Genomic DNA, 13,886 nt, shown 5'->3' with positions numbered 1-13,886 from the left:
GGACAAAGCCGGCTAAGGCGATTTTCGCCAAGCTGGCCCGCGTTCCTGCACCTTCCGTCTGAGTCAGTGCACTAGCGCCAACGAATTCGTCATTGTAGCGTGATCTACACGATATACCGATTTTCCTGTTGCTGACGTTCTCGGGTGGTCGGCGATCGAGCTTTATTCATTTCCGTGTGAGGTCCGAAGAATGCGGCGAAATCTATATGCGACGACATTGGCGTTCGGCTGCGCTTTCTTCCTGAACTCCCAGACGGCGAATGCTGCCTGCGCCTTGCCTTACCAGATCACAAATGGGCAAATCGCCGATGCTTCGCCGATCATGGCCAACTTCAGCGCGCTGGTGAGCTGTCTCTCCGCGGCGGCTCCCGCGGGATCGACTAACGCTCTGCAATTCAATGCAGGCTCCGGCGTGTTCGGTGCCGTCGGGCCACTCAGCAACGGCCAACTCGCCATCGGATCGGCAGGCGGCGCGCCGCAAGCGAGCGCTCTGACCGCGGGTCCAGGAATCTCGATCGCCAATGGTCCCGGCTCGATCACGATATCGACGGTCAGCGGGGCCGGAACCGCCGCCAACCGTAACATCACCGTCAACGCCCCGACGTCATCTCAATTCGCGGACGCGTCCGTATATGGGCGAGGCTCGTCGAGCACGCCCTTGACCTACGTCGATGATCCGGCCAACGGCTTCATATTGTCCGACACGACGAGCGACACGGTTGGTTTCAAATCGTTCCTTCGCCCAATTCCTGGAGCGCCCTCCACATTTTCGTTCGCCGCGCGCCTGCGGGGCGCCGGAATTACGTCGAACGGCGGCTATGGTCTGATTTTCGCCGACGCGTCGGGAAAAGCGATGATGTTCGGGACATTGGCTCAGAACGGCAGCGCTTGGAGCTTTTATACGCCCTCCTGGAACGGCGGCTGGACCGACGGAAATTATGGCTCGCCTCTCAATCAAACCGATTGGTTCAGACTCGCCTTCGACGCGTCAGGCAATGTGCTCTATTACGCGAGCACAGATGGGACGCATTGGAAGCTCCTCTACACCATCAGCCTGTCGAGCAGAGGCGTCGGCGCGATCGTGAGATACGGTTTCGTCATATGGCAATATGGCGGCGGCGGGTCGCCACTTCTACAAGTGCCGTGGTTCTATTCCGACGAGTTTCCCGCGCCATCCGCCGCTCCCATCCTTTAGAGCTATCGTAGGGCTCGCTCGATGAGAAATCCTTCTCAACTCCCAGTCGCCCACGCCATGGCGCCGCTCGGGTCATCTTCCGAGCGCGCGGGGCCTAGACGTAGCCCACGCGCGGCAGCTCGGCGCTGGGGTTTGGCTTGCGCGTTCCTTGCCGCTGGCATGAACAGCGCTGCGGCCGCGAACAGCTATTCCTACGACCGGCTCGGTCGGCTGACGTCCGCATTTTATGAGAGCGGCCTTTGCGTCGTCTACTCCTACGATGCGAACGGGAATCGCACTGCGATCACCTCGATCTCCGTTCCTCCCGGAACGCCGACGTGGGGAGCAGCCACGTTCGGCTGCTTCGTTTGGACGCCGTAACGGGCGTCATTGTCATGAGACCTATACAAACACGACATTCGAAGACACACTTTTTCGAAGTCGAAGACGAGTCGTGTTCCGATCGACGCCTGCGGAATTGACGCTGAGCAGAGGGATCGTAATGAAAGCGCGCATTCGGCCAATTTGTTTCGCCCTCGTCGCGAGCGTTCTCGCATCATTTCTCTCTGGGTTTTCCTGTCAGGCAGCGTCAGCGCACACGAGCCTGCCTTCCGATCCTCGTGAGATCGAGACGCTCATCGGACAGGCTCATCTCACCGAGGCTCTGACGCGGACCACACCCACGTCGGTCGCGGAAGATATCGCCCTGGCTCGCGCGCTCGCAGCCTATGAGAACCGGCGCGAGCCAGACGACGTCGATGCATTGACGAGCTTTGTCGCCGAACATCCGAGTTCCGGCTGGTCGACTGCGGTGCTGACGAACCTCGGGCATTCGTATCTTCACTATGGATTTTTTTCTCGCGCCATAGAAGCGTGGCGCGGCGCTTGGAATTCGGGAAAAGGGGCGACCGAGCCGCAGGCCAAAGCGCTCGTCGATGGCGCCGTCGCCGAGCTCGCTCGGCTCTATGCTTCATTGGGGAAAATGGATGACGTCGGCGCGGTGCTCAAAGAAATCGACACCCGCCCCATCACGGGCTCCGCGACCGAGGCGTTACAGACGGCGCGCGATATTCTGACGCTGTCGGAAAAAGACCCCCGCCATCTCTTCAACTGTGGCCCAACCGCTCTCAAGGCGCTGGCGATGTTCTTGGGTGCGACGCCCGAGCAGGTCGACTTTCTTCAGTGGTATCGCGCTCGGTCGGGGGGAACGAGCCTCGAAGAGCTCGGCCAGCTCGCAGACCGCGCCAAATTTCCATTCAAGCTGATTTTCCGTAAGCCGGGCGAAGCAACGCCGAGAACGGCGGTGGTGCACTGGAAGGTCGGGCACTTCGCGGCGGTCGTCGGCGAGAACGCGGGACGTTTCCACGTGATCGATCCCGTCTTTCCTGGACGTTCGGTTTGGGTGACGCAGGCGGCGCTCGATATGGAGTCGAGCGGCTATTACCTCGTCCCCGCGAATGCGAAGGCCGATGATTGGCGGCCCGTCGACAATCGCGAAGCGAGCTACATCTGGGGAAAAGGACCAACGAGCGGCACCACGGCTGGAGATGCAGGTGATTCAAGCGCCGACGGCGGTGGCTGCTCCGGGGGAATGTGCCGTTACAACATCAAGGAATCGGCTGTCAGCCTGACGCTTTCGGACACGCCAGTCGGTTATTCCCCTCCGATCGGTCCAGCGTCGCGGACGACAATCTCGTACAACCAGCGCGAGGACAGCCAGCCTCAGACCTTCAACTTCTACAATCTCGGGGCAAAATGGTCGCTGAATTGGCTCACCTATGTGACCGACGACCCGACCAATGTGGGCGCGAATGTGTCCCGCTTCCTCGCCGGCGGTGGAGCGTTTTATTATTCGGGCTATAGCAGCAGCACCGGCCAGTTCACGGCGCAATATGTCGACGGCTCGATTCTCACGCTCGACTCGCAGACCCCTATTCGATATCGCCGCCTGTTCTCGGACGGAAGCGTCGAAGTTTATGCGCAGTCGGACGGCGCCACGGGATATCCGCGGCGAGTCTTTTTGAGCCAGATCCTCGATCCGCAAGGAAATGCTCTCGTCCTCAACTATGACAGTCAGCGGCGGCTCGTTTCCTTGACGGATGCGACGGGGCGACAGACGACCTTCAGCTATGAATTGCCGCTCTCCCCACTGCGGCTCACAAAAATTACCGACCCATTTGGCCGCAACGCGGTGCTGAGCTACGATTCCTCGGGACGTTTGGCGTCGATCACCGACGTCATCGGGCTGACGTCGAGCTTCACCTATGATTCCAACTCGCTCGTGAATTCTCTGACGACGCCCTACGGAGTGACCAATTTCTCTTATACAGCGCCCGGCACGAGCGGTCCGCCTCGTTTCGTCCAAGTCACCGATCCGCTCGGCTACAACGAGCGTGAAGAGTGGCTCGAACCTGCGCCCATCTCCGGCAGCGAACCCGCGGCGGCGATTCCACAAGGAATGCCGGTCACGCCTGTCAACCAATATCTCGAATATCGGAACAGCTTCCATTGGGACAAGAACGAATACATCTCAGCAGGCTGCACGCCGACGGGCGGCTGCGACTACACGAAGGCCAGAGTCCGTCACTTCACGCATGCCCCGAATTCGAGCCTGAAGGCGACGACCATCGAAAGCGTGAAAGAACCGCTCGAAAACCGCGTGTGGTTCTCCTATCCGGGACAGTCGAACAGCATCTTCTCTGGGTCCTTCAATAAGCCTATCGCCATCGGTCGCGTTCTCGACGATGGCTCGACGCAGCTCACACAAAAAGCATACGATTCATCCGCCTTTTTCAACTTGACGCAGGAAATCGATCCGGTCGGCCGTATCACTCGATACATCTACGCGGCGAACCAGATCGACTTGCTCTCGATCGCACAGAGCACAGCCAAGGGCGTGCTTACGCCGATCACACAATTCACCTACAATGACAAACATCGGCCGCTGATCTACACGGACGCCGCCGGCCAAATCACGTTTTACACGTACAACGCCGCCGGTCAGCTGACCTCCGCGACGAACCCGTTGAAGGAGACGACAAGGTATCAATACGACTCGGCGGCCAATCTGACGACGATCATCAACGCGAATGGTGCTACGGCGGCGAGCTTCACCTACGACGCCTATGCGCGCGTGAGGACCTACACCGACTCGGAAGGATGGACAGCGACCTACGACTATGACGCCGCTGATCGCGTAACGAAGATCGCCTATCCGGACGGAACCGCAGACAACTACCTCTACGACAAGCTCGACCTAGCCTCCTTCCAGGACCGGGAAGGCCGGCTATGGGCCTACACCCACGACGCTAATCGCCGCCTCACGAAAATCGTCGATCCACTCGGCAATCAAACGTTGCTCGGCTACACTGGCGTCGGCGCCCTCACGAGTCTGACGGATCCGAAAGGTAATCTAACGAGTTGGACCTATGATGTTCGCGGCCGGCTCACGACCAAGCAATATGCCGACAACAGCACAATCTCCTATGGTTACGAGACGACGACGAGTCGGCTCAAGTCGGTGACCGATGCGCTCGGCCAGATCAAACAACATGCCTACGCACAGGACGACCGCCTCACGGGCGTCTCCTATTCGAACGCCGTGAACCCGACGCCGAACGTCGCATTCTCCTACGACCCCTATCTTCCACGGGTCGCGTCCATGACGGACGGCAATGGCGCGACCCAATATAGCTACGTCGGCGGCTTTTCCTTCGGCGCCTTGCGGCTGCAGCAGGAATGCGTCGTTCCGACGGGCACATCGACCTGCGCCTATCAGATCAACTACGCCTATGATGCGCTCGGACGGGCGAGTTCGCGAACCGTCTCCGGCTCCGGAGCCGAGACCTTCCAATACGACGCCATCGGACGGCGGACCGGTCATGCGAGCGACCTCGGCTCTTTCGTGCTGGTCTATCTGGGCCAGACGAGCCAGCTCACCGAGCGCAGCCTCCTGCCGCTCAGCTCGACGCTCTCGACGAGCTGGAGCTATCTCCCCAATTCCGGAGACCGGCGTCTCGCAGCGATCAGCAATGTCGGCCTTACGGCGAGCCAGTTCTCGAATTTTCAGTTCACCACGACACCGGAGAATTATATCACCTCGATCACGGAGACGAGCGACGCCGCACCCGTCTTTCCGTCTACGACAAACCAATTGGCGAGTTACAACAGCCTCAACCAGCTGACAAATCTCTCTGGGCAGTCGTTGAACTACGACGGCAACGGCAACCTGCTCTCGGACGGACAGCGCAATTATAGCTGGGATGCGGAGAATCGTCTCATCGGTATTGGCTATCCGGGTCAGCCGGGGAAAGCGACGGCCTTCGCCTATGACGGGCGCGGAAGACGCACGGCGATCATGAGCACGCCCTCCGGTGGGGGAAGCACAGTCACCACGGGCTACGTCTGGTGCGGGATGCAAATCTGTCAGGCTCGGAATGCGAGCAATGCGCCGACGCGGGGATATTACGACGAAGGCGAGTTCATTTTTGGCTCCCCGGCTCTGACCTACTACTATGGCGTTGATCAACTCGGATCAGTACGGCGCGCTTTCGCCAGTGCGGCCAATGCACCGGCATACAATTTCGACCCCTACGGCAATGCGTTACAGGCCACGCCACCACTAACTACATTCGATTTTGCTGGTATGTTCCACGACGTGGATAGCGCACTCTCTCTGACGCGCTTCAGAGCCTATAATCCGGTCTCCGGTCGTTGGCTCAGCCGTGATCCAATCGAAGAAAAAGGGGGATCGAATCTTTACGCATATGTAGACGGGAATCCGATCAGCAAGACGGACCCAACTGGCCTTGCTGCGGGAGACTTCTCCTGCACAGGCGGCAGCTGCTCCAGTGGCGGCACGTTCGGCACAACCGCGATGTATTGTATTGGTGGCCGAAATGTTTGCCGCGATTGTGCTGTTAAGATGCTAGGCTTACAAGGCATGTCCGGTTCAGAACAAAACAAAATCCTAACACCTTTCTTGATCGGGAACTAAATGTCGCTCGAGCGCAAGATGCTGCTTCACAAGCTCGTCGTTGGGGATATCTTCCATGCCACAACGCGAAATGGCGCTAGCCTGATATGCTTGGTAACGCGCCTTAGTAAGACTCACATCGACGCGAGGGTTGTCACGACACAGAAGAATGTGCGAGTTAATCGGAATACTGGTCATGGTAAGCTTGGGCTAGAGCGTGTTGCCTGTACTGTCGATTCTGCAGCACCGCTTCCGATAGCGGTTCACAATGAAATGCTGGGCATAGATCGGAAATTTCGATTGGCGCGTGATGAAGGTGATTTCAGACTGACAAGTTCTGAGAAGGATGCTCTTTTATTTATAGATTCGTTTTATGCCGAAAGGCAGATTTAAAGCAGAAATCGGTAAACATTTAACGCCATACCGCCTTCGGCGGAGGCATTACCGAGAGAGCCTTTCAGCTATCTGGTCACGGTCTTCTTATAAGATAAGAATTACAAAATATTTGAAGATCATCAATTACCTCTCAGGATGGCGAACGGTGCCTGCTCGGCTCCCCTTGACCTTGCCCCCGAAATTTCATCCAGCGGCGAGTTGATCCCCGCGGTTGATACGCCCGCGGGCGTGGGGTGAGCAACAGGCGATCGGCGGAGCTGGTCCGGGTTGCGCAGCCGATCGCCTGTTGCGGTGAGCGCGGCCGCATAGCCCGCCGGCGTCGCATAGCTTCAACAAAATGCGCTGCTCAACTGTAAGCGATGGGGTGGACGCCCCCAGACGGCATCGAATGTGCCAAGGTAGAGGTGTTAAAACAGCCGCTACGAAGGGGACGTCCACCCCATCGCTTACGCTCAACTGTGGACCATAGCTCCACTACAACGCAAGAAACCGCCCCGAGGATCAGATCGGGGCGGTGATTGACTTATGTTGGAAGTGGTTGCGGGGACACGCAACACCCGATTCTTGCGATTAGTGGAAGACATAATACCCAAGCTCGCCGCATGACAGCGCAAAGGCCGGGGTAGCAGTTGAATATCCGTTGAACTCCGTCACGCGCGCGCTTGGTGCATAGGCCGCACCCCTGCCGTTTGCGCCTCACTCCAGGAGCGAGCAGGCATGAAGCGCGCATGATGGATTGGACGCATTCATCAAATGAGCTATTTTTGAGATCGTTGCGATAACCAGTTGAATCCGCCCAACACATATCGCCGACCGACCTTGGGCGACAGCGCTGGCGACAGTTACGACAATGCGCTCGCCGAAACGATCAATGTACTCTATGATGCGAAAAGACGGAAGGAAACTTCAGATCGATCGTCAGTTTCGCCGCGGGCCTTGCTTGATACAATTCGTCCACACGACCTCGATGCGAGATAATGAAAATTCTTATCATGGGTTTGCCTGGTGCGGGCAAGACTTCGCTCGCTCGTCTTCTGGCACCGCAGCTTCGCGCGGTGCTGTTCAATGCTGACGAAGTGCGCGCTAACATCAACAAGGAGCTCGGGTTTTCGTTAGAAGACCGAATAGAACACTCGCGCCGCATGGGCTGGCTGTGTGATCGCGTAGTAGAAGCCCGCGGTATCGCTATCGCTGACTTCGTTTGTCCAACGCAGGAGACACGCCAAGCCTTCGGTGCGCACTTCGTCGTCTGGATGGACAGGATTTCACACAGTCGTTTTGACGATACAAACCGACTGTTTGAGCCGCCTCATGACTACGACGTTCGCGTATTGCCCGAGGGACCACCGGAGCTTTGGGCTTCACGCATTTGCATACATCTCGCAAAACGCAGCGTAGCCTGGGGTTTTAGCCCGTTTGGCGCGAGACAACGGGAGTGAGCGCTTGAAAAGCGCCGGCTGATATATATGTCCGTCGCCCAGATCGATTGGGCCGTATGATCGTCACGCCGTGGACGATCGAACCGAGCGGCGGCCTGACGCCGCGATATCCCCGCCCCGGATCACGGTTGTCCGACTCAGGGTGAGCAACCTTCGGAGCGCCAGCGGTGTCGCTGGTAGAGTTCGCGCTCTTTTCCGCTCCAACGTTCGCGGCGCCGGCGCGCCCGCAGCAGCGCGGGATAATCGTCACCGATAACGACTGCCTTGTTCTTGCGACCCCTCGACAGGCAGAGCGCGGCGAGGTCGCAGCGACCGCAATCGCGAGACTTGGAACAGAAAGAAGCGGCCATGGCCGACGGACCGTGTTGGCCTGAGAATTTTCCCGCGAGGACACTTCAGGAGATCGTTCCGGGCGTCGTAGCCGAAACGCCGCAAGGGAACGGAACTACGGATCGGCTCAGCCTTGGTGGGAATGATGGCGTTTACGCCGCGTCGCTCCAGACCGCCGAAAACCTTGGCGTATGCGTAGCCTGCATCCGCAGTGACCGTTGCGATCGGCCTGCCCACTGCGGCCGCGTCGATCCGGTCGAGCACGACGTGTCCTTCATTCGTCTCGCCAATCGTGACTTCGACATCGAGGACCACGCCACGCACGTCATCGACGACCGCGTGCTGTTTGAATGACGGTTCGAGCTTGCGATTTCGACCGTTCGTCGCCATCGAGGCGTCTGGATCTGTCGTGCAGACTTTCTTGTGCCGGCCCGTTTGGCGAGCATTTCTCTCGGCGATATCGTCCTCGTTCACTTGGGCCACGGCGTCGGCATGACGAACTGCGAGGCTTTCCCAGCTCACGTTGGCGCGACGCGGCGCGGCGTCTGGCGCCGAAACCCTTCCTCCGTTTCGGCGCCAGACGCCGCAAGAGTCTTTCCTTCAGTGATAGAGCGCATAACCTTAGGATGTTTCGACCTCGGCCCTCAAGGGTAAACTCCCGGTGGGAGTTTGTCTCAACATCGTTGGCACGGGGGGCAATGCTCTAATTTCATGGCGTTTCCTCTGCTCACAGATTAGTCGAGTGTGTGGGGACCACATTATCAATATACTCGGCTATCTCTCGCAAGGTCACGTTATCCCTAAAAAAAATCTCCACTCCAAAGCCTCGACCAATCACCTCCCTCAATTTTGTAATAACAAGCGTGACAAGAAGTGAGTGACCACCTAGCGCAAAAAATTGATCGTCAAGCCTAATTCGGTCAATATGAAGAATGCTTGACCATATATCGGCAATCAACCTCTGTGTTACAGTAACCGGCAACGAAAAAGCGTCGACATCATTCTGATACGTTATTTTTTCTGGCACTAGTTTATTGTAGTCAACTTTTCCGTTTCGTGTTCTTGGGATCATATTAAGCTGAATGAATTGATCAGGAAAAAATATAGATGGAATAATACATTGTAGATGCTTACGCAATTCATCACTATATAGCGGCGATCCGTCAGTCGTAGAGAAGTATACTATCAACTTACAATCAATTGGATCATGCCCATATACCACAGTTGCAACAGCGTCATTCACCTTGTGGTGCAGAATCATAGAGGCCTCTATCTCTCCTGGTTCAATTCGTAAGCCTCTGAACTTAAGCTGAGAATCTTTTCGGCCCATAAAAATCAGATTCCCATTAAGAAGACGTGCTAGATCACCTGTCCTATACACCCGTTCCGTTTTCCCATTTATCGTAATTGAGATAAATCTATCTGCAGTAAGTTCGTCATCATTTACATATCCAATACCGACGCCTTTGCCTCCTATGTACACCTCACCGACTACTCCGATAGGAACAATATTTCTATTTATGTCTAATATATAAATTCTGTTATTATATATAGGTAGACCTATAGGCGCCGCTCGAATTAAATTCTTTATATTACTATATGCTGTCACGTAAACGGTAGCTTCAGTGGGCCCATAGGCGTTTATAATAGTCGAACTTGGGCACAGATTCTGCAGTTGTACAAGACTGTGTTCTGGTATCGGCTCGACTCCAACTAAAATGGACCTGAGCATAAATTTTTTGGCTACCGGCAACATACCCTGGATCAAAAACGACGGCAAAAAGGCTCCATCAATATTGCGTGAAAGGAGCCATTCCGCGAAGCACTCTGCATCGATCCGCACCTCATCTGGCACCGGCAATAAGGTCGAACCAGAACAAAGCGATGAAAATATTTCAAATACGGACACGTCAAACCCAATACGAGTCCACCATGAGCATCTTCCCGGCAATTGTCCTTTGACCCGTCGTCGCCAATCGGCGATCAGATTCACAACAGAAGCATGCCGGATCAGCACACCTTTTGGCGTGCCTGTCGACCCTGAAGTGAAGATACAATATGCAGGAGCATCAGGGTTTATATCTAGGTCAGGATTAGTGTAAGTCTCCGCCTGTTTGTTGCTATAAAAACCTACTGTTGTCACCAAAGTCGACGACATACATTCTAATTCCACATCGTCTACTATAACAAAGCTAAGTCCAGATTGTTCAATCATATGAGCAATTCGTTGCCGAGGGTATGTTACATCAAGTGGTACATAGCCTCCTCCAGCCTTCATGATCGCCAGCATACCGATAACGTTGTCTTCAGGCTTACGGAGGTAAAGCCCTACTAGCTTTCCTCGCACATCTAAATCTGAGAGCCGATGAGCCAACGCATTCGCCCGTTCATTTATTTGTCGATAGGTAAGTCGATTGTTTTCAGTTTCGATAGCCGTTGCAGTTGGGTTCCGTTTAGCCCATGCTTCAAAATAGTGATGAATACCGTGACGTTTAACGGCAGTTTCCTTGCCTCGAAGTTGTCTCAGTACGTGATTAACTTGTCGATCGGTCATAATCGGTATGTTACCAACGACCATACCAGCACTAGCGGGCTCGGATGCAGTAGTTGCTAGAACTTGAAAATTAGACAAAAACGTATTTAAATATTGCGCATCTAAATTATGTGACGTGGTGCTTATCGTAATCAATATATTTGTCTTCCGCTCTGTAATTACAGCTCCAAAACCATGGTGAATATGTGCCTGTTTAACAGCAATTGCTCTAACAGATCCTCCTCCTATCCTATTCCGGAACCGCCTACGTTCATTGAATCTAAATGTGTGAGGCGGTATAGGAAGCCGAACAGAGCCAGACCGCTTCGTGTTGTCTACGTCTTCTTCAATTGACCAATTAGTAATGTTGACATCGTCTACTCCATTATTATATATGCGCCTTGCGACATCTATAATTGTATCGTTACTGTTTATAGTAATGCGTATCGGGGCCTCTGAGGAGAATGGCGCGACCACATCGCGAAACTCTGGGCAGCTACGATTTGAGTTGGTCAAAATAATCAACAGCTGTTCTTGGTTAAAGTGACGGTACATCACAACGACATAAAGGCTGAGAAGCCATGCCTTAAGGCTTACGCCATTATCTTTGGCTGCCTTCTTAAGGGCTCTCATGGGTAAATATGTCGTGGCTATAGATGCAGAATTAGGCTCGCTGTCTGCAGGCGGCTTGCCCGCTAGTATACTATTTATCTCGTCAGGTCCTTTGTCGAAGTGCAATTTACTCGCGTTCACGCATCGTGCCGCAAACTCCGCATAGGGAGGATTCAAGTTTGTCCACGTGGGCGATTGCTTTTGCTTGATGGCATCATAGGCATACGCCATCTCATCGAAAACAATATCAACAGAGGTGGCGTCTGAACCCATCGTATGCATCTTGATAACAAGTAGTGTTTCTTTTTTGTCGAGGTGCGTTAACGATATACGAACGAGCGGTCCGCTGAATAAATCAAATTCTACATTTATGTCCTTGTCGATAACGGCTTTTAAAACGAATTTATAATTCGATTTGTGCGAAGCAATTGATTCGTTGACAACGTGTGGTCGTACATAACTGTGTACAACTTTCTTACGACCTGTATCTGTCTCCTGTAGCAGAGTTCGCAGCACGTCGTGGCGAATTATGACTAGTTTAATTGCTTCTCTTACCACGTTGACGTCGATTTCGTCGTCAATTAACCAGGCACCTAACATTAATTGATGCTTGCCGCTAAGGTATTTAGTATATTCTACATGCTTTTCTTCTAACTCTAGCTTGATAGAAGATGGCTCTGAGCCATATGTTATTTGTGCCATTGTAGTTAATCCCGTGTAAGTGACAGTTCAGATTTAGATTGTTCTTGGTATCGACGTTGTCGTAAACCACTCGTAATCGCTTCATCATGCATATACTTCTGATACAAATGTGATTTCTCGGGGAAGCGACTGATGAAAACGCGATTTGCGGGAAGGCTAAACTGAAATGGACTCGCTAAGCGGGACCATATAATCGATTCGTTGGTTGGAAGTCGGGCGCCCCCAATCTCTTTATAGTATCATCCAGGAAGCAATCCCGGCTCTCGCCTCACGCCCGTCGGCATAGCTTTCGGGGTAGATATCGTCACGCTTGATCGAGCGCCAAAGCGATGAACACATTATCCCTCTAGCGGCCACGGTCGTCCATCGAGATCCCGATTTCTCCCCCGGAGAACACGTTTGTGAACGCGGGCTGCCCTGGCGGAGTTGAAAATTAATGGCTTGCAGAACTTCGCCATTGCGTCTTCCGACGCCTCAACGCAGAATAACGTGTCCATGTCTCCGAGATGACACATGTGCTTCGGCGCGATCGGTGAACTGCAATTCAGCGATCGCCAATGGTGCAGCTCTTATCGAGCGAAGGCCGGACGGCGAAGTCGAAACCGGCGTGCGTCTTGAACGCCGAGAGTGCCATCCTAACGCGGCGGCCTTCCGCGAACGGTGAGTTCTTCGGTAAGCAAAATGTCGAGCACGTTAGGGCGATCGTCTCGCCGCGGTCGATGCCGTGCAGGGCGACGTCAAGGATTTCGTAACTCCCATAAGCGGCTCGCTACGCTGCCTGTTGCTCGAGCCGACAGTATGCTGCCGCCGGGCCTGCGATCGAGCTCATCGCAGCCGCCGTGAGTTGCACCTTTATGCGATTAACTCTATGGGATAACATCTAGGGAAGTGGTCTTTTCGTATCCAGACGCACTCGCATATTCAATTTGCTGTTGGAGCCGTAAAATGACGAAAGAGAAAAGCGGTAACGTCAGTTTGCACGAGCACTTGGCAGAAAAATTCGATTACAGCGAGCTCGATCCTAAAGTAGCCAACTTTCTCAGAACCCACGCTGAACGTGTCCGAAAAGCGATCGGCAAATCAATTATCCAAATTGGTAATGACCTCATTAATGCGAAGCATTATCTATCACATGGAGGCTTTATACGTTGGGTCGAGGCAGAGGTGGGGTTGCCCGCACGCACTGCTCAAGATTACATGAAAGTTGCCCATTGGGTGCACGGCAAAAGCGTGAACGTCGCGCATTTGCCAGCCTCGATGCTCTATATTTTGGCTGGCAGTTCAACTCCTTCCGAGCTTGCCGAAGAAGTATTGTCGGCTTTTCAACGAGGTGAAGCCATTACTGTTAAGGATGTTCGGTTACGTTTACGCGCTTATCGCCAAGCCACTCAATCATCAAGTTCATTACGGACCGATCTAGACGTAGATGAGCAAATAGCGCCAGACAAACGCATTTGTCCACCCGAGATTATTGATATGATACGTTTTCTTACAAATATAATTGGACATAACGATCTTATATATATTAGATCTGTACTTACAAGCGAGAGTCTACTCGGAATATCAGCGAAGTTGTTATCCACTGCGTTTCAATTTGTTGAGTTAAATTCGACTGAAAAGCTGGAATTACTAAAATTGCATGATCCTGTCGAAGGAGTCCATCGCTCCTCAGAGCTGGCAGAACGTGATTGCGACGACTTTGTTTTCGACGAATAGGTGTAGAAA

At 53.9% G+C, this 13,886-nt stretch carries 5 protein-coding genes and 1 pseudogene; 4 read left to right on the top strand and 2 right to left on the bottom strand.

What is annotated here, in order from left to right:
• Positions 1–190 precede the first annotated feature (190 nt).
• From ACT53T_RS04655 to ACT53T_RS04645, 3 genes are all read left to right on the top strand, one after another.
• Complete coding sequence (locus ACT53T_RS04655; RefSeq protein WP_476160318.1) at positions 191–1,195, top strand: hypothetical protein; 1,005 nt, start codon at positions 191–193, stop codon at positions 1,193–1,195.
• A gap of 481 nt (positions 1,196–1,676) precedes the next feature.
• Positions 1,677–6,170, top strand: coding sequence for an RHS repeat-associated core domain-containing protein (locus ACT53T_RS04650; protein ID WP_476160317.1), 4,494 nt, complete (start codon positions 1,677–1,679; stop codon positions 6,168–6,170).
• A 1,352-nt stretch (positions 6,171–7,522) separates the two neighbouring features.
• Entirely contained in the window at positions 7,523–7,984 is a 462-nt protein-coding gene (locus ACT53T_RS04645) for an adenylyl-sulfate kinase (RefSeq protein WP_476160316.1), read from the top strand.
• A gap of 149 nt (positions 7,985–8,133) precedes the next feature.
• Here ACT53T_RS04645 and ACT53T_RS04640 read toward each other — a convergent pair.
• Together ACT53T_RS04640 and ACT53T_RS04635 are read right to left on the bottom strand one after the other, a co-directional pair.
• Positions 8,134–8,878, bottom strand: a pseudogene (locus tag ACT53T_RS04640) (transposase); the annotation flags it as partial.
• Between the two features lie 163 nt (positions 8,879–9,041).
• A complete protein-coding gene (locus tag ACT53T_RS04635; RefSeq protein ID WP_476160315.1) occupies positions 9,042–12,161 on the bottom strand; it encodes a non-ribosomal peptide synthetase in 3,120 nt (1,039 codons plus the stop codon).
• A gap of 945 nt (positions 12,162–13,106) precedes the next feature.
• Between ACT53T_RS04635 and ACT53T_RS04630 the strand changes: the two genes are divergently transcribed.
• Positions 13,107–13,877: a DUF3102 domain-containing protein gene (locus ACT53T_RS04630; RefSeq protein ID WP_476160314.1), complete on the top strand. Its 771-nt coding sequence runs from the start codon at positions 13,107–13,109 to the stop codon at positions 13,875–13,877.
• Positions 13,878–13,886: the final 9 nt, after the last annotated feature.

Source organism: Methylosinus sp. DMC45 (assembly GCF_056313885.1).
This window is presented reverse-complemented; position numbering and strand designations above follow the sequence as displayed.

Bases quoted from the DNA above. Each gene is read 5' to 3' on its own strand.
- ACT53T_RS04655 (WP_476160318.1), top strand. From the start codon at position 191: ATGCGGCGAAATCTATATGCGACGACATTGGCGTTCGGCTGCGCTTTC.
- ACT53T_RS04650 (WP_476160317.1), top strand. From the start codon at position 1,677: ATGAAAGCGCGCATTCGGCCAATTTGTTTCGCCCTCGTCGCGAGCGTT.
- ACT53T_RS04645 (WP_476160316.1), top strand. From the start codon at position 7,523: ATGAAAATTCTTATCATGGGTTTGCCTGGTGCGGGCAAGACTTCGCTC.
- ACT53T_RS04635 (WP_476160315.1), bottom strand. From the start codon at position 12,161: ATGGCACAAATAACATATGGCTCAGAGCCATCTTCTATCAAGCTAGAG.
- ACT53T_RS04630 (WP_476160314.1), top strand. From the start codon at position 13,107: ATGACGAAAGAGAAAAGCGGTAACGTCAGTTTGCACGAGCACTTGGCA.